Raw genomic sequence first — 19,790 nt, 5'->3', positions numbered from 1 at the left:
GCCTGCTCGCGAATGGCGGCAACGCGATCTTAATGAGACTCCCCAGCCTTCAGCCCTCGCGGCAATTTCCTGGTCAACAAGATCGCCAGCATGCTGACCCCCAGCGCAATCCCGACAAAGTGAAACGCATCGTTGTAGGCCATGATCAGCGCCTGCTGATGCACGATCTCACTCAACTTGCCGAGCGCCGCCGTGTCACTGCCAAACCGGTCTGTCATCGACGCCAGCCGCTCGGCCACTTGCGGATTGGTCGGCACCACCGCTTCACGCAAATAATCGAAGTAGGTTTTGGTGCGTGCATCCAATAGCGTGGCGAGCAGGGCGATGCCGATCGCGCCGCCGAGGTTGCGCAGGATGTTGAACAGGCTCGATGCCGATCCCGCGTCCTGCGGCAGGATGTACGCGGTGGCGATCAGCGAAATGGTGACCATGATCAGCGGCTGACCCAGCGCGCGGATGATCTGGATCTGATTGAACTGCGGCCCGGCGAAATCCGGGTTGAGCACCCCCGACGAAAAACTCGCCAGCCCGAACAACCCGAAGCCCAGCGTGCACAGCCACTTCGGCGAGACGAATTTCATCAGCTTGGGCACCAGCGGAATCAGAAACAGCTGCGGCACGCCCATCCACATGATCACTTCGCCGATTTGCAGGGCGTTGTAATTCTGGATCTGCGCCAGGTACAGCGGCAGCAGATAAATCGAGCCATACAAACCGACGCCCATGCCCAGGCTGGAAATACTCGACAGGCCGAAGTTGCGATTGCGCAGGATGCCGAGGTTGATCAGCGGATTGGGTTTGGAGATCTGCACGATGACGAAGGTGATCAGGCTCAGCAGGGCAATGCTGCCGAGGGTCACGATCAGGTTCGATTCCAGCCAGTCCTTGCGGTGGCCTTCTTCAAGAAACACCTGCAGGCAACCGAGGCCGACACCCAGCGTGAGAATTCCGGTGTAGTCGGTGCTTTTCAGCAGTTCCCAGTGCGCTTCCTTCTTCTCCAGCCCGTACATCAGCCCGGCGATCATGATCAGCCCCGGCGGAATGTTGATGTAGAAGATGTATTCCCAGCCCCAGTTTTCCGTGAGCCAGCCGCCCAGTGTCGGGCCGATGGAGGGGGCGAAGGTCGCGGTCATGGCGAACATCGCCATGCCTTTGGCGCGGTGGTGTTCGGGTAGTTTGATCAGGGTCAGGGTGAACGCCAGCGGGATCAGCGCGCCGCCGGTGAAGCCCTGCATGGCGCGAAAGACGATCATGCTTTCGAGGCTCCAGGCCATCGAACACAGCAAGGACGAAATCAGAAAACCCAGCGACACCCACACCGCCAGGCGTCGCGCCGAGAGCAACTGCACCAGCCACGCGGTCAGCGGAATCATGATGATTTCCGCGACCAGATACGAGGTGGAAATCCACGAGCCTTCTTCCAGCGTCGCCGACAGCGCGCCTTGAATGTCTTTGAGCGAGGAGTTGGTGATCTGGATGTCGAGCACCGCCATGAAGGCGCCGAGCATCACGCTCATTACCGCAATCCAGTCCCGCCGGGTCGGTTCGCCGACCGGGCGGATCAGCGAATCACCGGCCATTGTCTGGGGCGTCTTTGATGTTCACGGTGGCGGTGACCGACATGCCCGGGCGGATCTTGCCGTGCAGTGGGTTGTCGGCCTTGAAGGTGAGTTTTACCGGAATCCGCTGCACGACTTTGGTGAAGTTGCCGGTGGCGTTGTCTGGCGGCAACAGGCTGAACTGGGCACCGGAGGCGGCGAACAGGCTGTCGACCCGCGCTTCGATCGGCGTGTCGCTGTAGGCATCGAAGGTCAGCTCGGCTTTCTGTCCGGGCTGCATGTGGCCGATCTGGGTTTCCTTGAAGTTGGCCTGCACCCAGATGTCTTCGTCCGGGACGATCGACAGCAGATACGCGCCGGCCTGCACCACTTGGCCATTGCGTGCGGCGCGCTGGCCGACCATGCCGCTGATCGGCGCGTGGATTTCGCTGCGGGTCAGGTTGAGCTCGGCTTGCGCCAGATCGGCGCGGGCGTTGGCAATCTGCGCGTCGAGGCGTTTGATCTCGGCAGTCAGTGCGTTGACCTGCTGGCGCTGGCTCTGCGCATCGGCCTGGGCCTTGGCCACTTGCGAGCGGGCGATATGGGCGTCAGCGGAGAGGGTAGTCACCCGTTCCTCGGAAACGTAACCGGGTTTGCGCAAGGTTTCGGCGCGCGATAAATCCATCTGCGAACGGCCAAGGGTGGCTTGGGTGGTCGCCACTTGCGCGTCGCTGGCGGCGATCAGGCTCGATTGCTGGGTCAATTTGCTTTGTGCCTGCAAACGCTCGGCTTCGCGGGTGGCGAGGGCGGCATTGGCGCGGTCGACGGCCAGGCGGAAATCGTTGGGTTCGAGGCGCACCAGCAACTGGCCTTTTTCCACGTGCTGGTTGTCCTGCACCAGCACTTCGTCGATGCGTGCGCTCAACTGGCTGGAGACGCGGGTGATCTCGCCTTGGACATAGGCGTTATCGGTGCTTTCATAAAAGCGCCCCTTGAAAAACCAATGGGCGAAGAAGCCCCCGGCAATCAACAGCACCAGGAGCAGGAAAATAAACAGGCGACGCTTGAGTTGGGCAGGCATGAGGCAAACTGTAGTCGAGGAATTGTAAGGAAAGTTATCTGCGGCTGAATCTGGCATACCGCCGATAAACGGTAAATGCCGATGGCTGATATTCGGCCCGTCACCACGGTCTATGGGCGTTACAGACGCAAACTTGGCTTAAATGCCCTGCCCGCTGGAGCGGGGCGGGTGTCGCCTGTTACCATTCGCCGCTTGATTGTTTTGCTTTTCATTCTTTTCGAGACATGCCATGACCACCGTCCGCACTCGCATCGCGCCATCGCCTACCGGGGACCCCCACGTAGGTACCGCTTACATCGCATTGTTCAACTACTGCTTTGCCAAGCAGCATGGCGGTGAGTTCATCCTGCGCATCGAAGACACCGACCAGTTGCGTTCGACCCGCGAGTCCGAACAGCAGATCTTCGACGCCCTGCGCTGGCTGGGGATCGACTGGAGCGAAGGCCCGGACGTTGGCGGCCCGCACGGCCCGTACCGGCAGAGCGAGCGTGGCGATATCTATCAGAAGTATTGCCAGCAACTGGTCGACATGGGCCATGCGTTCCCATGCTTCTGCACCGCTGAAGAACTGGACCAGATGCGCGCCGAACAAATGGCGCGCGGCGAGACCCCGCGTTACGACGGCCGCGCGCTGCTGCTGTCGAAGGAAGAAGTCGCCGCCCGTCTGGCCGCCGGCGAACCGCACGTGATCCGCATGAAAGTGCCGACCGAAGGCGTCTGCGTGGTGCCGGACATGCTGCGTGGCGATGTCGAGATCCCGTGGGATCGCATGGACATGCAAGTGCTGATGAAGACCGACGGCCTGCCGACGTACTTCCTCGCCAACGTGGTCGACGACCACCTGATGGGCATCACCCACGTGCTGCGCGGCGAAGAATGGCTGCCATCGGCGCCGAAACTGATTCTGCTTTACGAATATTTCGGCTGGGAACAACCGGAGCTGTGCTACATGCCGCTGCTGCGTAACCCGGACAAGAGCAAGCTGTCCAAGCGCAAGAACCCGACCTCGGTGACCTTCTACGAGCGCATGGGCTTCATGCCCGAAGCGATGCTCAACTACCTCGGTCGCATGGGCTGGTCGATGCCCGACGAACGCGAGAAGTTCTCGCTGCAGGAAATGGTCGACAACTTCGACCTCAAGCGTGTGTCCCTCGGCGGACCGATCTTCGACATCGAGAAGCTGTCGTGGCTCAACGGCCAGTGGCTGCGAGATCTGCCGGTGGAAGAATTCGCCGCGCGAGTGCAGAAGTGGGCATTCAACGCCGAATACATGATGAAGATCGCACCGCTGGTGCAGGGGCGCGTGGAAACCTTCAGCCAGGTTGCACCGCTGGGCGGCTTCTTCTTTGCCGGTGGCGTGAACCCGGATGCCAAGCTGTTCGAGTCGAAAAAGCTCTCGGGCGATCAGGTGCGTCAACTGATGCAACTGATCCTGTGGAAGCTGGAAAACCTGCGGCAGTGGGAGAAGGACAACATCACTGCAACGATTCAGGCGGTGGTCGAATCCCTCGAACTGAAGCTGCGCGATGCGATGCCGCTGATGTTTGCCGCGATCACCGGGCAGGCCAGTTCGGTGTCGGTGCTCGATGCGATGGAAATCCTCGGTCCGGACCTGACTCGTTTCCGTCTGCGCCAGGCGATTGACCTGCTGGGTGGCGTGTCGAAGAAAGAAAACAAAGAGTGGGAAAAGCTGCTGGGCGCGATTGCTTAAGCACGTCTGACTCTGCGGTAACCGCCGAAGGCCGGGATCGTTTGATTCCGGCCTTCGGCGTTTTTCCCCCGGATTTTCGGGGGGAGGGCGGTAAGTGATTGTTATGCCGACAAAAAACTTTGAAATTTTTCAAAAATAAGTTTGACAGGCTTTCGATACGCCCTTAAGATTCGCCCCGTCCTCAGCGATGACATCAACGATGAGGGGCTATAGCTCAGCTGGGAGAGCGCTTGCATGGCATGCAAGAGGTCGACGGTTCGATCCCGTCTAGCTCCACCAATTTACACTTCGAAGCCTGGCCACACCGGCTCCGAAGCGATCAACACTCAGCGTTGATCAGTTGTATAGAAGGGTTTGCGTCCCCTTCGTCTAGTGGCCTAGGACACCGCCCTTTCACGGCGGTAACAGGGGTTCGAGTCCCCTAGGGGACGCCAGTTTTACAGAAGCGATGTTGCAAGATGTCGCTCCGCCGCGAGGCGAAAAATCCGGGGCTATAGCTCAGCTGGGAGAGCGCCTGCATGGCATGCAGGAGGTCAGCGGTTCGATCCCGCTTAGCTCCACCAATTTTACAGTTCAAGGTCTGGCCACACCGGCCTTGAATCAGATCAGATCTCAGCACTGATCAGCTGTATAGAAGGGTTTGTGTCCCCTTCGTCTAGTGGCCTAGGACACCGCCCTTTCACGGCGGTAACAGGGGTTCGAGTCCCCTAGGGGACGCCACGATTACCCGCTCTGCGGGATTTATAAGGGTCATTCAATTATTGAATGGCCCTTTTGTTTGTCTGGCGTTTGGCCAACTCTCCTTTTTCCTTACACTGTGCTTCAGACCAGCGGTCATATCCTCGACTTGCGGAATATTATTATGCGAATAATATTCTAGTCGTAATATTCGGAGGCAACGATGAACGATAAAAAAGCTCAAACCCGCGAACGCATCCTCAAGGCGGCCAGCGCCGCACTGATGCAGCGTGGCCCGGCGGATCCCAGCGTGGGCGAAGTGATGGGCGCCGCCGGCCTGACCGTCGGTGGTTTCTACGCGCACTTCGAAAGCAAGGACGCGATGATGCTCGAGGCGTTCAAACAACTGCTCAGCCGTCGACGCGACCTGATTGCCGACATGGATTCCGAGCTGACTGGCGAAGAGCGTCGTGCCCTGGTCGCTGCGTTCTATCTGTCACGCAAGCACCGTGATTCCAGCGATGCCGCGTGCCCGATTCCGGCTTCCATCGGCGAACTGGGGCGTCTGCCGGAATCCTTCCGCATTGCGCTGAACGAACACCTGGAACTGATGATTGCGCAGTTGGCGTCCAGCCCCGAGGACACCGACAAAGCATTGGCTGATGTGGCGTTGATGGTGGGTGGTCTGGCGCTGGCACGCGCGCTGGGCCCGGGCGATTTATCCGATCGATTGCTGCGCGCTGCCAAGTCGGCGGTGCGTTGACCTGAAGGCAACACGCCTGAGGAGAAAGCGATGAACACGTTGAAGTGGGTTCGTGGCGTTAATGGCACCTTGGGCTGGATTGCACCGCAACGAGTAGCAAGCAAAATGCGTCAGGCGTTCATGACGCCGCGCACGTTGCCGCTGCGTGATTGGGAGCTGCCGCTGCTGGCGAGTGCCGAACGCATCACGCTGCGCTTCGGCCTGTCGGCGCTGCGTTGGGGGCAGGGGCCGGCGGTGCTGTTGATGCACGGTTGGGAAGGGCGGCCCACCCAGTTTGCGGCGTTGATCACGGCGCTGGTTGAGGCCGGTTACACCGTCGTTGCCCTCGATGGCCCGGCCCATGGTCGTTCGCCGGGGCGTGAAGCCAACGTCGTACTGTTCGCCCGCGCCATGCTCGAAGCGGCCGCCGAATTGCCTCCTCTTCAAGCCGTCATCGGCCACTCCATGGGCGGCGCCAGTGCCATGCTCGCGGTGCAACTGGGCCTGCGCACCGAAACCCTGGTCAGCATCGCAGCCCCCGCACGGATCCTCGGCGTACTGCGCGGTTTTGCCCGCTATGTCGGCATGCCACCGCGGGCGCGCTCGGCGTTCATCCGCCAGGTCGAGCAGGACGTCGGCATGCGCGCCGCGACCCTCGATGTCGCGCACTATCAACTGGATATGCCGGGCCTGATCGTGCATGCCGAGGACGACACCTTTGTCTCGGTCAAGGAATCGCAATTGATCCACGAGTCATGGTTCGACAGTCGCCTGCTGCGCCTGGAAAGCGGCGGCCACCAGCGGGTGCTGGCCGACCCTCGAGTGGTTGATGGCGTGTTATCACTGTTGGCGGGGCGCAGCCTTCAAGCGCGGCAATCGGCCTGACATCCGTTACACTGCCCCGGTTGAATCATCTGACCGGGAGTGGGGCATGGGCTGGGATCGGGCAACGCCGTTCACCATTGATCTGCAAGTAGGCGCCGAGGACATCGACGGGCTGGGCCACGCGAACAACGCGGTGTACGTGACCTGGCTCGAGCGCTGCGCCTGGCGCCACTCGCAGCGTCTGGGGCTGGATCTGGTCGAATACCGGCGCTTGGATCGGGCGATGGCCGTGGTGCGTCACGAAATCGATTATCTGGCGGCGGCCTACGAAGGCGACGAACTGCAACTGGCGACCTGGATCGTCGATTGGGATCAGCGCCTGAAAATGACCCGGCACTTCCAGCTGATCCGCCCCAGCGACAACGCCACCCTGCTGCGCGCCCAGACCACTTTCGTCTGCATCGAACTGTCCAGCGGCAAACCCAAGCGCATGCCGGCGGAGTTCATCGAGGGTTACGGCCCGGCAATCCAGACTTCAGGGGTAGCGAAAATCTAACCTGTGGGAGCAGGCTCACTCCTGCAAGGGATCTGCGGTTTTTCTCGTAATCCAGTAAACTGCCGCACGTTTTTTCTTCCTGAGTAGTGTTTTCCCCATGCAAATTGCCCTGGCGCCCATGGAGGGGTTGGTCGACGACATCCTGCGCGACGTGCTGACCCGCGTTGGCGGCATCGACTGGTGCGTGACCGAGTTCATTCGGATCAACGATCAGTTGCTCACTCCGGCCTACTTCCACAAGTTCGGCCCGGAGCTGCTCAACGGCGCCCGCACCCGTTCCGGTGTGCCGTTGCGCGTGCAATTGTTGGGCTCCGATCCGGTGTGCCTGGCGGAAAACGCGGCGCTGGCCTGCGAGCTCGGCTCGGAAGTGATCGACCTGAACTTCGGCTGCCCGGCCAAGACCGTCAACAAATCCCGGGGCGGGGCAGTGCTGCTCAAGGAGCCAGAACTTCTCAACAGCATCGTCGAACACGTGCGTCGCGCCGTGCCGGCGCACATCCCGGTCACCGCGAAAATGCGCCTCGGTTTCGACAGCCCGGACGGCTCGCTGGTCTGCGCCACGGCGCTGGCCGAGGGCGGCGCCGAACACATTGTGGTGCATGCCCGGACCAAGGTTGATGGCTACAAGCCGCCGGCGCATTGGGAGTGGATTCCGCGGGTGCAGGACGTGGTCAAGGTGCCGGTGTTCGCCAACGGTGATATCTGGAGCGTCGAGGACTGGCGCCGCTGCCGCGAGATCAGCGGTGTCGAAGACATCATGCTCGGACGCGGTCTGGTGTCGCGCCCGGATCTGGCCCGGCAGATCGCTGCCGCGCGCGCCGGTGAAGAAGTGGTCGAAATGACCTGGGCCGAGCTGCTGCCGCTGATTCAGGACTTCTGGCTGCAAGCCAAGGCGCAGATGACCGCACGGCAATCGCCGGGTCGCTTGAAGCAATGGCTGGCGATGCTGACGCGCAATTATCCCGAGGCGACCGAGCTGTTTACCGTGCTGCGTCGCGAGACAGAACCGGATCAAGTCTCGCGTTTACTGGGTTTGCCGGTCGCCGCCGCAGCCTGAAAAAAATCTGCAAATACTCTCTTGAAATCATTTTGGCGGTCCCTATCTAAGGGTTACGCGATGCCGAATTCGGGTCGCGGAGTCAAAAAACCTTGCTGATTGTTTTCAGGAGATTTGAACCATGAGTACTGCATTTTCCCTGGCACCACTGTTCCGTTCCTCGGTGGGTTTCGACCGTTTCAACGACCTGTTCGAAACCGCGTTGCGCAACGAGCCAGGCAGCACCTACCCACCCTACAACGTGGAAAAACACGGTGACGATCAATACCGTATCGTCGTAGCGGCCGCCGGTTTCCAGGAAGAAGACCTGGAGCTGCAAGTCGAGAAGGGTGTGCTGACCATCAGTGGCGGCAAGCGTGATGCCAACGAAGGCGTGACCTTCCTGCATCAAGGCATTGCCCAGCGTGCTTTCAAGCTGTCCTTCCGCCTGGCCGATCACATCGAGATCAAGGCCGCCGATCTGAGCAACGGTCTGCTGAGCATCGACCTGTTGCGCGTGATCCCGGAAGAAGCGAAAGCCAAGCGCATCCCGATCAACGGAGCGCAAAAGCCGGTTCTGCAATAAGGCCGAGCAAGAAAAAAGGGCGCCACTGGCGCCCTTTTTTTGTGCTCGTCATTCGAGCATCTTTTTCAACGCCTCCAACGCCACCGGCCGACTGTGCAGATAACCCTGATACAAATGGCAGCCCAGCCCCTGCAGGAACGCCAGTTGCTCCGGCGTCTCCACGCCTTCGGCAATCACCTCCAGTTCCAGACTGCGGGCCATGGCGACGATGGCGCGGATGATCTCGGCGTCGTTGGGGTCGGTGGTCGCGTCGCGGATGAATGACTGGTCGATTTTCAGGGTGTCCACCGGCAGGCGCTTGAGGTAGGTCAGCGATGAATAGCCGGTGCCGAAATCGTCCATGGCGAAGCTCACGCCGAGTTTTTTCAGGCGACGCATCTTGCTGATGGTGTCTTCCAGGTTCTGGATGACGATGCCTTCGGTGATCTCCAGTTTCAGCAGCGAGCAGGGCAGGCCGTGGCTGCTCATGCTGTGTTCGATGCGTTCGACGAAGTCGTTCTGGCGGAACTGCCGTGGGCTGATGTTTACGCACAGGCTGAAGTTGAGCGGGTCGACCAGTTTCAGCGCGATCAATTGTTTGAACGCCTCACAGGCCTCATCGAGGATCCAGGTACCGACCTCCAGAATCAGCCCGCTGTCTTCCAGCACCTTGATGAATTCAGTGGGCGATTGCGCGCCGAGTTCCGGGTGATTCCAGCGCACCAGCGCCTCGGCGCCAATGATGCGGTTGTCCCGCGCATCGACCTGCGGCTGGTAGTGCACGTTGAATTCACCGCGCGACAACGCCAGACGTAAGTCAGTCTCCATGCGCAGCCGTTCGCTGGCCGCCTTCTGCATGGTGTTGTGGTACATCTGCGTGGTGTTGCGCCCGGAATCCTTGGCTCGGTACAGCGCAATGTCGGCGCGCTTGAGCAGGTCGGTCGGGGTCGAGCCGTGATCGGGAATCAGTGCCACGCCGATGCTCGGTGTCACTTGCAGGCGCTGGCCGTCGAGGAACATCGGCTCCGAGAGCAGTTCGCGAATGGTGTCGGCCAGTTCCCGCACTTGTGCACTGACCTCGTTGCGCGTGCCTTCGAGGCCACTGAGCAGCACCACGAATTCATCGCCGCCGAGACGCGCCACCGTGTCCTCCATGCGCACGCTGGCTTCAAGCCGCGCGGTGATGATTTTCAGCACCGTATCGCCGACCGGATGACCCAGCGAGTCGTTGATGTGCTTGAAGTGATCGAGGTCGAGGAACAGCAGCGCACCGCGCAGGTTGTGGCGCTTGAGCAGGGCGATCTGCTGGCTCAGGCGATCCATCAGCAAGGCGCGGTTGGGCAGATTGGTCAGCGGATCGTGATAGGCCAGATGGCGGATCTGTGCTTCAGCGTTTTTCAACAGGCTGACGTCCCGGGCGGTCAGCAGCAGGCACGCGGTTTCGTTGAGGGTGATCGGTTCGATCGACACTTCCACCGTCAGCAACTCACCGCGCTTGTTGCGCCCGAGCATTTCCTGATGGTGCACGCGGCCCTTGATCTGCAGTTCGGCAAGCAGCGCCGAGCGTTGTTTCTCTTCGGCCCAGATGCCGATCTGGTACACGGTTTTGCCCACCACTTCTTCGGCGCGATAGCCGGTGAGGCGGCAGAAACCGTCGTTGACCTCCAGATAGCGCCCGGTGTCACGTTCGGTGATGGTGATCGCGTCGGGGCTGGAGTGAAACGCCTTGGCGAATTTCTCTTCGCTGGCCTTGAGTGCGGCCTCGGAGCGCTGTTGTTGGGTGATGTCGCGCAGGGTGGTGACGATGCACGGCTGATTGCCGACGCTGATCTGCCGGCTGGAAATCACGCACGTCAGCGACTGGCCGTCCTTGTGCTGGACGATGATCGCGACATTGCTCAGGCCCTGTTCGCGGATCACCCGCTCGATACGTTGCAGGCTTTTCGCCGAGGCGTCCCACAGGCCGATGTCCTCGGCGGTGCGCCCGATCACGTCGGCGGCGCTCCAGCCGAAGGTCTGGGTGAAGCTGTTGTTGATTTCGATGAACTCGCCGCTGTCCTGACGGGTGACGCAGATCGGGTCGGGGCTGACCTGGAACAGCGTGGCGAATTTCTCTTCCGAAGCGACCAGACGTTGCTCGCGCTCGACCTGATCGGTGATGTCCAGCAAGGTCCCGGCCATACGCAGTGGCGCGCCATTTTCGTCGCGGTAGAGGCGGGCGCGGCTTTCCAGATAACGTGAGCTGCCATCCGCCAGTTGCACGCGATAGGTCAGTTGATAGTTGCCGGCCGGGCCTTCGCGCAGGCTGCGGTAGGCGTCGCGCATGCTGTCGCGCTCCTCGCCGGGCACGCCTTCGAAAAACTCCTCGAACGACTCGTGAAACGGGATCGGCTCCAGCCCGTGCAGTTGCGCGGCCCGCGCCGAGCCGTAGAGCATGCCGCTGGGAATGTGCCAGTCCCAGGTGCCGAGTTGCGCCGAGTCCAGCGCCAGATCAAGGCGTTCCTGACTGTCTTTCAAGGCGTGTTCGGCGGCTTTGCGTTCGGTGGTGTCGAGAAACGTGCTGAGCAGATACGGCTGGCCTTCGAGTTCGACCTTTTGCGCACTGAGGATACCGTCATGAATCTGCCCGTCGCTGGCGCGGAACTGCACTTCCATGCTGATCAATTCGCCTTTGGCCTTGGTCTTTTTCACCAGTTCGGCGCGTTGCTCCGGGTGCACCCACAGGCCCAGTTCCAGCGTGGTGCGACCGATGGCGTCCTGGACCGGCCAGCCGAACAGGCTTTCGAAATACTGGTTGGCTTCGGTGATCAGGCCGTCTTCCTGGCGCGTCAGCAGCACCATGTTCGGGCACAGGTGAAAAAGTGTGGCGAAACGTTTCTCCGAGCTGCTCAGAGCCTGTTCGCGCTGGCGCTGGTGGGTGATTTCGCGAATCACCCCGATCATTCGGGGCCGGCCGTTTTTGTCCGGCAGCAGGCTGCCGCTGATTTCCAGCCAATGCAGGCTGCCGTCGGGCCAGCGGATGCGGTGGTGCATCGCCTGTTCCAGCGGCGCACCGGCAATCACCGCGTGGAAGGCGCGCACGGTTTTCGCCCGGTCCTCGGGCGGCAGCAGGTCGAGATATTCCAGATCCTGGGGCAGCGGTTGCCGAGGATCGAAGCCAAACAGCGCCTGGGTGCCCCGTGACCAGCTGATCTGCCCGCGCTCGATGTCCCAATACCAGGCGCCGAGCCGGGCGCCGTTGAGTGCGGCGAGCAATTGCGGCGCACTCTCCCAGCTCTGCTCGGAACGTCGCGGATCAATGGCCTGAATACGCGGCATCGGCGGAATTCGGTCAACAGATTTCGGCATTGTTAACGGGCCTTGAGCTGATGGTGGCGTTAGGCACAGGGACAGCGGCTCTATAGGAGTAGCACAAGTTAGCCTGGAGTCCCTGGCAGATCGATTTGCGCATCCAGCAAGGCCATGAAAGCCCTTGCCGCATTCGACAGCGTCCGTTCGGTGTGCACGATATAGCCTAGCTGGCGACTGAGCTGTATGCCCGGCAAAGGTATGCGCGCCACCTGTTCATCAAGCATGGTGCGGGGCAGAACACTCCAGGCCAGACCAATGGAGACCATCATCTTGATGGTTTCCAGGTAGTTGGTGCTCATGGCGATGTTCGGCGTCAGCCCTTGGGCTTCGAACAAGCGTTGGACAATGTGATGAGTAAAGGTGTTGCCTCCGGGAAAAACCGCCGGATGACCGGCAATGTCCGCCAGGCTCACCGCGCCATTGCTGATCAGCGAATGTTCCGGCGCCACCACGAAATCCAGCGGGTCGTCCCACACCGGCGCGGCTTTGACCAGTGTGTGCGGCTCTGGCGCCAGGGTGATCACCGCCAGTTCCGCACGGCCATGGAGAATCTCTTCGTAGGCCACTTCCGAATCAAGGAACTGAATATCCAGCGCCACCTGTGGGTAGCGGCGGGTGAATTCCCTTAACAGGGGCGGCAAGCGGTGCAGGCCGATGTGGTGACTGGTGGCCAGGGTCAGCCGACCGCTGACTTCGCCGGTCAGGTTGGTCAGGGCACGGCGGGTGTCGTCCAGCACGTTGAGAATCTGATAAGCCCGGGGCAACAGGGCGCGGCCGGCCTCGGTCAGGCCGACTTCACGACCGAGTCGGTCGAACAGCCGCACCTTCAATTGTTGCTCCAGTCCGGCGATGCGTTTGCTGATCGCCGGTTGCGTCAGGTGCAGGCGTTCACCGGCGCCGGAGAAGCTGCCGGTCTCGGCAATCGCGATAAAAGCGTTGAGGTTGGCCAGATCCATGAATCGTATTCCAGTTGGTTATCCAAAGCATAAAAAATATGAATTTGAGTTATTTAATCTAACCCCATAGGATCGGCCTCACAAGCCAAAGGGTTATTGATAAGCCCAGGGCATAGAAACAAGCTGATGAGGAACCGTCTGATGGCCGGCAAAACGCTCTACGACAAGCTCTGGGATTCGCATTTGGTCAAACAGCGCGACGATGGCTCGGCGCTGATCTATATCGATCGTCACATCATCCACGAAGTGACCTCGCCGCAAGCCTTCGAAGGCCTGCGTCTGGCCGGGCGCAAGCCTTGGCGAATCGATGCCAACATCGCGACCCCGGACCACAACGTACCGACCACACCGGAGCGCAAGGGCGGCATCGCCGCGATTGCCGACCAGGTCTCGCGTTTGCAGGTTCAGACCCTCGATGACAACTGTGATGAGTACGGCATTGTCGAGTTCAAGATGAACGACATCCGCCAAGGCATCGTCCACGTGATCAGCCCGGAGCAGGGCGCAACCTTGCCGGGCATGACCGTAGTCTGCGGCGACTCGCACACCTCGACCCACGGCGCGTTCGGTGCCTTGGCGCACGGGATCGGCACTTCCGAGGTCGAGCACGTGCTCGCCACCCAGTGCCTGGTCGCGAAGAAAATGAAGAACATGCTGGTGCGCGTCGAAGGTCAGTTGCCATTCGGTGTGACCGCCAAGGACATCGTCCTCGCGGTGATCGGCAAGATCGGCACCGCCGGCGGTAACGGCCATGCCATCGAATTCGCCGGCAGCGCGATCCGCGACCTGTCCATCGAAGGCCGCATGACCATCTGCAACATGTCCATCGAAGCCGGCGCCCGTGTGGGTCTGGTGGCTGCGGACGAAAAGACTGTCGAGTATGTCAAGGGCCGTCCGTTCGCACCGAAAGGCGCGCAGTGGGATCAGGCGGTTGAAGCCTGGAAAGACCTGGTCTCCGACGCCGACGCCAAGTTCGACACCGTAGTTGAGTTGGACGCTGCACAGATCAAGCCGCAAGTCAGCTGGGGCACTTCGCCTGAAATGGTGCTGGCCGTTGATCAGAACGTGCCGGATCCGGCGAAGGAAATGGATCTGGTCAAGCGCGATTCGATCGTCCGCGCCTTGAAATACATGGGTTTGACCGCCAATCAGGCGATCACCGACATTCAGCTGGATCGCGTGTTCATCGGCTCCTGCACCAACTCGCGCATCGAAGACTTGCGCGCTGCGGCAGTGATTGCCAAGGGCCGCAAAGTCGCTTCGACGATCAAGCAGGCGATTGTCGTACCGGGTTCGGGTCTGGTGAAGGCGCAGGCGGAAGCCGAAGGTCTCGACAAGATCTTCCTCGAAGCCGGTTTCGAATGGCGTGAGCCGGGTTGCTCGATGTGCCTGGCGATGAACCCGGACCGTTTGGAGTCTGGCGAGCATTGCGCCTCGACCTCCAACCGTAACTTCGAAGGCCGTCAGGGCGCCGGTGGTCGTACCCACCTCGTGAGCCCGGCCATGGCCGCTGCGGCGGCGGTGAACGGTCGTTTCATCGACGTTCGTGAATTGATCTGAAGGAGAGCGCAGCATGAAAGCTTTTACCCAGCACACTGGTCTTGTCGCGCCTCTGGATCGTGCCAACGTCGACACCGACCAGATTATCCCGAAGCAGTTTTTGAAGTCGATCAAGCGCACCGGTTTCGGCCCGAACCTGTTCGACGAGTGGCGTTACCTGGATGTCGGTCAGCCGTATCAGGACAACTCCAAGCGTCCGTTGAACAAGGAGTTCGTGCTCAACGCCGAGCGTTATCAGGGCGCCAGTGTGTTGCTGGCCCGCGAGAACTTCGGTTGCGGCTCCAGCCGTGAACACGCGCCGTGGGCGCTGGAAGAATACGGTTTCCGCAGCATCATCGCGCCGAGCTACGCCGACATCTTCTTCAACAACAGCTTCAAGAACGGCTTGCTGCCGATCATCCTGAGCGACGCTGAAGTCGATGAATTGTTCAAGCAGGTCGAGGCCGAGCCGGGCTATCAATTGCAGATCGATCTGCACGAGCAGACCGTGACCAGCCCGAACGGCAAGGTGTACCGCTTCGAGATCGACGCGTTCCGCAAGCATTGCCTGCTCAATGGTCTGGACGATATCGGCCTGACCTTGCAGGACGGTGATGCGATTGCCGCGTTCGAGGCCAAGCATCGTGTGAGCCAGCCGTGGTTGTTCCGCGACGCGTAATGATTCGAAGCTGATGTAGTCAGAGCTGGCCCCATCGCTGGCAAGCCAGCTCCCACAGGTTTTGTGAACGCTGCAAATCAATGTGGGAGCTGGCTTGCCAGCGATGAGGCCGGAACAGGCACCACAAGATCAAAAGGAAGTCCCTATGACCAGCACCGCCCAACACAGTCAGGTTGTACAAAAGCAATTCGGTGAACAGGCCGCCGCCTACCTGAGCAGCGCTGTTCACGCTCAAGGCACCGAATTCGCGCTGCTACAGGCTGAACTGGCCGGGCAGGGCGAAGCCCGGCTGCTGGACCTGGGTTGCGGCGCCGGTCATGTGAGTTTTCATGTGGCGCCACTGGTCAAGGAAGTGGTGGCCTACGACCTGTCGCAGCAGATGCTCGATGTGGTGGCCGCTGCGGCGGTTGATCGCGGCATGAACAACATTGCCACGGTCAACGGCGCCGCCGAGCGCCTGCCGTTTGCCGATGGCGAATTCGATTACGTGTTCAGCCGTTATTCGGCGCACCATTGGAGCGACCTCGGGGTGGCCCTGCGTGAAGTGCGTCGGGTGCTGAAACCGGGCGGTGTGGCAGCGTTCATCGACGTGTTGTCACCGGGCAGTCCGTTGTTCGACACTTACCTGCAAAGCGTCGAAGTGCTGCGCGACACCAGCCACGTGCGCGATTATTCCGCCGGCGAGTGGTTGCGTCAGGTCAGCGAGGCCGGGCTGCATACCCGCAGCACCACGCGTCAGCGCCTGCGTCTGGAGTACCGCAGTTGGGTCGAGCGCATGCGCACGCCCGAGGTGATGCGCGCGGCGATCCGCCAGTTGCAGCAGTCGATGGGCAACGAAGTACGAGAATATTTTGAGATTGATGCCGACGGCTCGTTCAGTACAGATGTAATCGTATTGATGGCTGAGCGCTAAGAATTTTTCCGGGCGCGCCCTGAGTGGCGCACCGATTGAAGACACGAGGAAAGCATGAGCAAGCAGATTCTGATTCTCCCAGGTGACGGTATTGGTCCGGAAATCATGGCCGAAGCGGTCAAGGTGCTGGAGCTGGCCAACGACAAGTACAGCCTGGGCTTCGAGCTGAGCCATGACGTGATCGGTGGCGCGGCCATCGACAAGCATGGCGTGCCGTTGGCCGACGAAACCCTCGAGCGTGCCCGTGCTGCCGACGCCGTGCTGCTGGGCGCAGTGGGCGGCCCGAAATGGGACACCATCGAGCGTGATATCCGCCCTGAGCGCGGTCTGCTGAAGATTCGTGCGCAACTGGGTCTGTTCGGCAACCTGCGTCCGGCGATCCTCTACCCGCAACTGGCTGATGCATCGAGCCTGAAGCCGGAAATCGTTGCCGGGCTGGACATCCTGATCGTCCGTGAGCTGACCGGCGGCATCTACTTCGGCGCGCCACGCGGCACCCGCACCCTGGAAAACGGCGAGCGTCAGTCTTACGACACCCTGCCGTACAGCGAAAGCGAAATCCGCCGTATCGCCCGCGTCGGTTTCGACATGGCCATGGTTCGCGGCAAAAAGCTGTGCTCGGTGGACAAGGCCAACGTGCTGGCGTCCAGCCAACTGTGGCGTGAAGTGGTCGAGCAGGTCGCCAAGGATTACCCTGAAGTCGAGTTGAGCCACATGTACGTCGACAACGCCGCCATGCAACTGGTGCGCGCACCGAAGCAGTTCGACGTGATCGTCACCGACAACATGTTCGGCGACATTCTCTCCGACGAAGCCTCGATGCTTACCGGATCGATCGGCATGCTGCCGTCGGCCTCGCTGGATTCGAACAACAAGGGCATGTACGAGCCGTGCCACGGTTCGGCCCCGGACATCGCCGGCAAAGGCATTGCCAACCCGTTGGCGACCATTCTGTCGGTGTCGATGATGCTGCGTTACAGCTTCAATCTGCACGATGCGGCCGATGCCATCGAGAAAGCCGTCAGCGTGGTGCTGGATCAAGGCTTGCGCACCGGTGACATTTATTCGGCCGGTTGCACTAAAGTCGGAACGCAGGAAATGGGTGACGCAGTAGTCGCCGCGCTGCGGAATCTGTAATCTCTCGGGCCCGCTGCGAAATTCAATACAAAGCAGCGGCCCACTTTTCAAGAAGGTGTAGTTGCGATGAAACGTGTAGGTCTGATCGGTTGGCGCGGCATGGTCGGTTCCGTGCTCATGCAGCGGATGCTGGAAGAGCAGGATTTCGATCTTATCGAGCCGGTGTTTTTCACCACTTCCAATGTCGGTGGCCAAGGCCCGTCCGTGGGCAAGGATATTGCTCCGCTCAAGGACGCTTACAGCATTGAAGAGCTGAAAACCCTCGACGTGATCCTGACCTGCCAGGGCGGCGACTACACCAGCGAAGTGTTCCCGAAGCTGCGCGAAGCCGGCTGGCAGGGTTACTGGATCGACGCGGCTTCCAGCCTGCGGATGAACGATGACGCCGTCATCATTCTCGACCCGGTCAACCGCAAGGTCATCGACCAGCAACTGGACGCGGGCACCAAGAACTACATCGGCGGCAACTGCACCGTCAGCCTGATGCTGATGGGCCTGGGCGGTCTGTTCGAGGCCGGTCTGGTCGAGTGGATGAGCGCCATGACTTATCAGGCGGCCTCCGGTGCCGGCGCGCAGAACATGCGTGAACTGATCAAGCAGATGGGCGCGACCCATGCTGCGGTGGCCGATCAGCTGGCCGATCCGGCGAGCGCGATCCTCGACATCGACCGTCGCGTGGCCGAAGCCATGCGCAGCGACGCGTACCCGACCGAAAACTTCGGCGTACCGCTGGCCGGCAGCCTGATTCCGTGGATCGACAAGGAACTGCCGAACGGCCAGAGCCGCGAAGAGTGGAAGGCCCAGGCCGAGACCAACAAGATCCTCGGCCGCTTCAAGAGCCCGATCCCGGTCGACGGCATCTGCGTGCGCATCGGCGCCATGCGTTGCCACAGCCAGGCGCTGACCATCAAGCTGAACAAAGACGTGCCGATCGCTGATATCGAAGGGCTGATCAGCCAGCACAACCCTTGGGTCAAACTGGTGCCGAACAACCGCGACATCAGCATGCAGGAGCTGAGCCCGACCAAGGTCACCGGCACCCTGAACGTACCGGTGGGTCGTCTGCGCAAGCTGAACATGGGCTCGCAATTCGTCGGTGCCTTCACCGTCGGCGACCAACTGCTGTGGGGCGCGGCCGAACCGCTGCGTCGCATGCTGCGGATCCTGCTTGAGCGTTGATCGCTTGATGCAATGAAAGAACCCGTGCCTTGTGAGAGGTGCGGGTTTTTTTATGCCTGAGGGTTCCCGGTGTCAGGTCTGGCGCCTTCGCGAGCAAGCCCGCTCCCACCCTTGAAATGCGTTCCCCTGTGGGAGCGAGCCTGCTCGCGAAGGGTTCGGTGCAGACACTGTGCATTCCGACAGAAATTGCCTGCATCTCACTCACCCGGTAAAGTGCCGCTCCCCCCGTTTCGCCAGAGGTAGAACCATGACCCAGACCCTTGATATTGCCGTCGTCGGCGCCACCGGTACTGTCGGCGAAACCCTCGTTCAGATTCTCGAAGAGCGCGACTTCCCGGTAGGCAACCTGCACCTCCTGGCCAGCAGCGAATCCGCCGGCAGTTCGGTGCTGTTTCGCAACAAGAACGTGCGCGTGCGTGAAGTCGACGAGTTCGATTTCAGCAAGGTCAAACTGGTATTCTTTGCCGCTGGCGCTGCCGTTTCCCTGAGTTACGCGGCGCGTGCCCACGCGGCCGGTTGCTCGCTGATCGACCTGTCCGGCGCGTTGCCGGCCGAGCAGGCGCCGCAAGTGGTGCCGGAGGCCAACGCCGAGGTCATTGCCGGTCTGAAAGCACCGTTCCAGGTCAGCAGCCCAAGCCCTTCGGCGACGACGCTGGCCGTGGTGCTGGCGCCGCTGCTCGATTTGCTCGAACTGCAATACGTCAACGTCACCGCCAATCTGGCCGTGTCCGCCCAAGGTCGCGAAGCTGTGACCGAGCTGGCGCGGCAGACCGCTGAGTTGCTGAACATGCGTCCGCTGGAGCCGACTTTCTTTGATCGGCAGATGGCCTTCAACCTGTTGGCCCAGGTCGGCACGCCCGACGCTCAAGGCCACACGCTGCTGGAAAAACGGCTGGTGCGCGAGTTGCGTCAGGTGCTGAAGCAGCCTTTATTAAAGATTTCCGCCACTTGCGTTCAAGCCCCGGTGTTTTTTGGCGATAGCTATAGCGTCACCTTGCAGTCAGCGAGTGCGGTTGACCTGGCAAAGGTCAACGCTGCGCTTGAGGATGCGCCCGGCATCGAGCTGGTTGAGGCCGGCGATTATCCGACTGCGGTGGGTGACGCGGTGGGGCAGGACGTTGTCTATGTCGGTCGGGTGCGCAGCGGTGTCGACGACCCGGCGGAACTTAATCTGTGGCTGACGTCAGATAACGTACGCAAAGGCGCGGCCCTGAATGCTGTGCAGGTCGCTGAATTGTTGATAAAAGACCTGCTGTAAAAGATACTTGGCAACAATTTGTCGACTGATTCTAGGTGAGCGCTAT

The 19,790-nt window shown here is 60.8% G+C and carries 16 protein-coding genes and 4 tRNA genes; 16 read left to right on the top strand and 4 right to left on the bottom strand.

Features of this window, described 5'->3' with window-relative positions:
• Positions 1–29 precede the first annotated feature (29 nt).
• A complete protein-coding gene (locus ACM6I7_RS10180) occupies positions 30–1,580 on the bottom strand; it encodes an MDR family MFS transporter (protein ID WP_414888486.1) in 1,551 nt (516 codons plus the stop codon).
• Positions 1,570–2,619, bottom strand: coding sequence for an HlyD family secretion protein (locus tag ACM6I7_RS10175; RefSeq protein ID WP_027611523.1), 1,050 nt, complete (start codon positions 2,617–2,619; stop codon positions 1,570–1,572). The genes ACM6I7_RS10180 and ACM6I7_RS10175 overlap by 11 nt, the downstream gene beginning before the upstream one ends.
• Before the next feature lie 229 nt (positions 2,620–2,848).
• Here ACM6I7_RS10175 and gltX point away from each other — a divergent pair, with 229 nt between their 5' ends.
• The 10 genes from gltX to ACM6I7_RS10125 all read left to right on the top strand — a co-directional run bounded on the left by gltX (position 2,849) and on the right by ACM6I7_RS10125 (position 8,753).
• Positions 2,849–4,330, top strand: coding sequence for a glutamate--tRNA ligase (gltX, locus tag ACM6I7_RS10170; RefSeq protein ID WP_414888485.1), 1,482 nt, complete (start codon positions 2,849–2,851; stop codon positions 4,328–4,330).
• 203 nt (positions 4,331–4,533) lie between these two features.
• Positions 4,534–4,609: transfer RNA gene (locus ACM6I7_RS10165), tRNA-Ala, on the top strand.
• 79 nt (positions 4,610–4,688) lie between these two features.
• Positions 4,689–4,764: transfer RNA gene (locus ACM6I7_RS10160), tRNA-Glu, on the top strand.
• A gap of 53 nt (positions 4,765–4,817) precedes the next feature.
• Positions 4,818–4,893, top strand: a tRNA-Ala gene (locus ACM6I7_RS10155).
• A gap of 81 nt (positions 4,894–4,974) precedes the next feature.
• Positions 4,975–5,050 (top strand) — tRNA-Glu (locus tag ACM6I7_RS10150).
• Positions 5,051–5,231: 181 nt separating this feature from the next.
• Positions 5,232–5,771 carry a TetR/AcrR family transcriptional regulator gene (locus ACM6I7_RS10145; protein ID WP_007969225.1) on the top strand — a complete coding sequence of 180 codons (540 nt, stop codon included), beginning with the start codon at positions 5,232–5,234 and terminating at the stop codon, positions 5,769–5,771.
• Positions 5,772–5,801: 30 nt separating this feature from the next.
• The gene (locus tag ACM6I7_RS10140; protein ID WP_096796149.1) at positions 5,802–6,635 is read left to right on the top strand and encodes an alpha/beta fold hydrolase; all 834 of its coding nucleotides are present in this window, start codon (positions 5,802–5,804) and stop codon (positions 6,633–6,635) included.
• Positions 6,636–6,681: 46 nt separating this feature from the next.
• On the top strand, positions 6,682–7,131 hold the full coding sequence (locus tag ACM6I7_RS10135) for an acyl-CoA thioesterase (protein WP_096796150.1): 450 nt from the start codon (positions 6,682–6,684) through the stop codon (positions 7,129–7,131).
• Between the two features lie 97 nt (positions 7,132–7,228).
• Positions 7,229–8,188, top strand: a complete 960-nt coding sequence (locus tag ACM6I7_RS10130; RefSeq protein ID WP_096796151.1) for a tRNA dihydrouridine synthase — start codon at positions 7,229–7,231, stop codon at positions 8,186–8,188.
• A gap of 121 nt (positions 8,189–8,309) precedes the next feature.
• Complete coding sequence (locus ACM6I7_RS10125; RefSeq protein WP_007969230.1) at positions 8,310–8,753, top strand: Hsp20 family protein; 444 nt, start codon at positions 8,310–8,312, stop codon at positions 8,751–8,753.
• 48 nt (positions 8,754–8,801) lie between these two features.
• Here the strand turns inward: ACM6I7_RS10125 and ACM6I7_RS10120 are convergent, their stop codons facing one another.
• Positions 8,802–12,080, bottom strand: coding sequence for a PAS domain S-box protein (locus tag ACM6I7_RS10120; protein WP_414888484.1), 3,279 nt, complete (start codon positions 12,078–12,080; stop codon positions 8,802–8,804).
• Between the two features lie 68 nt (positions 12,081–12,148).
• The gene (locus ACM6I7_RS10115; protein WP_103367614.1) at positions 12,149–13,039 is read right to left on the bottom strand and encodes a LysR family transcriptional regulator; all 891 of its coding nucleotides are present in this window, start codon (positions 13,037–13,039) and stop codon (positions 12,149–12,151) included.
• A 141-nt stretch (positions 13,040–13,180) separates the two neighbouring features.
• Here ACM6I7_RS10115 and leuC point away from each other — a divergent pair, with 141 nt between their 5' ends.
• From leuC to ACM6I7_RS10085, 6 genes are all read left to right on the top strand, one after another.
• Positions 13,181–14,599 carry a 3-isopropylmalate dehydratase large subunit gene (gene leuC / locus ACM6I7_RS10110; protein ID WP_414888483.1) on the top strand — a complete coding sequence of 473 codons (1,419 nt, stop codon included), beginning with the start codon at positions 13,181–13,183 and terminating at the stop codon, positions 14,597–14,599.
• 13 nt (positions 14,600–14,612) lie between these two features.
• Positions 14,613–15,257 carry a 3-isopropylmalate dehydratase small subunit gene (leuD, locus tag ACM6I7_RS10105; RefSeq protein WP_007969234.1) on the top strand — a complete coding sequence of 215 codons (645 nt, stop codon included), beginning with the start codon at positions 14,613–14,615 and terminating at the stop codon, positions 15,255–15,257.
• 145 nt (positions 15,258–15,402) lie between these two features.
• Positions 15,403–16,170 (top strand): class I SAM-dependent methyltransferase, encoded by a 768-nt coding sequence (locus tag ACM6I7_RS10100; protein WP_414888482.1) that lies wholly within the window; start codon positions 15,403–15,405, stop codon positions 16,168–16,170.
• A gap of 54 nt (positions 16,171–16,224) precedes the next feature.
• A complete protein-coding gene (leuB, locus tag ACM6I7_RS10095) occupies positions 16,225–17,307 on the top strand; it encodes a 3-isopropylmalate dehydrogenase (protein ID WP_027611530.1) in 1,083 nt (360 codons plus the stop codon).
• Between the two features lie 66 nt (positions 17,308–17,373).
• A complete protein-coding gene (gene asd, locus ACM6I7_RS10090) occupies positions 17,374–18,486 on the top strand; it encodes an aspartate-semialdehyde dehydrogenase (protein ID WP_003226428.1) in 1,113 nt (370 codons plus the stop codon).
• A gap of 247 nt (positions 18,487–18,733) precedes the next feature.
• Positions 18,734–19,744 (top strand): aspartate-semialdehyde dehydrogenase, encoded by a 1,011-nt coding sequence (locus ACM6I7_RS10085; RefSeq protein ID WP_027611531.1) that lies wholly within the window; start codon positions 18,734–18,736, stop codon positions 19,742–19,744.
• Positions 19,745–19,790: the final 46 nt, after the last annotated feature.

Origin of the sequence: Pseudomonas sp. IT-93MI4 (assembly GCF_949767635.1) — a bacterium.
Classification (GTDB): domain Bacteria; phylum Pseudomonadota; class Gammaproteobacteria; order Pseudomonadales; family Pseudomonadaceae; genus Aquipseudomonas; species Aquipseudomonas putida_A.
This window is presented reverse-complemented; position numbering and strand designations above follow the sequence as displayed.

Excerpts from the sequence above, each read along its gene's own strand:
- ACM6I7_RS10120 (WP_414888484.1), bottom strand. The coding sequence starts at position 12,080 with ATGCCGAAATCTGTTGACCGAATTCCGCCGATGCCGCGTATTCAGGCC.
- leuD (WP_007969234.1), top strand. The coding sequence starts at position 14,613 with ATGAAAGCTTTTACCCAGCACACTGGTCTTGTCGCGCCTCTGGATCGT.
- asd (WP_003226428.1), top strand. The coding sequence starts at position 17,374 with ATGAAACGTGTAGGTCTGATCGGTTGGCGCGGCATGGTCGGTTCCGTG.
- ACM6I7_RS10085 (WP_027611531.1), top strand. The coding sequence starts at position 18,734 with ATGACCCAGACCCTTGATATTGCCGTCGTCGGCGCCACCGGTACTGTC.
- ACM6I7_RS10100 (WP_414888482.1), top strand. The coding sequence starts at position 15,403 with ATGACCAGCACCGCCCAACACAGTCAGGTTGTACAAAAGCAATTCGGT.
- leuC (WP_414888483.1), top strand. The coding sequence starts at position 13,181 with ATGGCCGGCAAAACGCTCTACGACAAGCTCTGGGATTCGCATTTGGTC.
- ACM6I7_RS10130 (WP_096796151.1), top strand. The coding sequence starts at position 7,229 with ATGCAAATTGCCCTGGCGCCCATGGAGGGGTTGGTCGACGACATCCTG.
- gltX (WP_414888485.1), top strand. The coding sequence starts at position 2,849 with ATGACCACCGTCCGCACTCGCATCGCGCCATCGCCTACCGGGGACCCC.
- ACM6I7_RS10135 (WP_096796150.1), top strand. The coding sequence starts at position 6,682 with ATGGGCTGGGATCGGGCAACGCCGTTCACCATTGATCTGCAAGTAGGC.
- leuB (WP_027611530.1), top strand. The coding sequence starts at position 16,225 with ATGAGCAAGCAGATTCTGATTCTCCCAGGTGACGGTATTGGTCCGGAA.
- ACM6I7_RS10180 (WP_414888486.1), bottom strand. The coding sequence starts at position 1,580 with ATGGCCGGTGATTCGCTGATCCGCCCGGTCGGCGAACCGACCCGGCGG.
- ACM6I7_RS10145 (WP_007969225.1), top strand. The coding sequence starts at position 5,232 with ATGAACGATAAAAAAGCTCAAACCCGCGAACGCATCCTCAAGGCGGCC.
- ACM6I7_RS10115 (WP_103367614.1), bottom strand. The coding sequence starts at position 13,039 with ATGGATCTGGCCAACCTCAACGCTTTTATCGCGATTGCCGAGACCGGC.
- ACM6I7_RS10125 (WP_007969230.1), top strand. The coding sequence starts at position 8,310 with ATGAGTACTGCATTTTCCCTGGCACCACTGTTCCGTTCCTCGGTGGGT.
- ACM6I7_RS10140 (WP_096796149.1), top strand. The coding sequence starts at position 5,802 with ATGAACACGTTGAAGTGGGTTCGTGGCGTTAATGGCACCTTGGGCTGG.
- ACM6I7_RS10175 (WP_027611523.1), bottom strand. The coding sequence starts at position 2,619 with ATGCCTGCCCAACTCAAGCGTCGCCTGTTTATTTTCCTGCTCCTGGTG.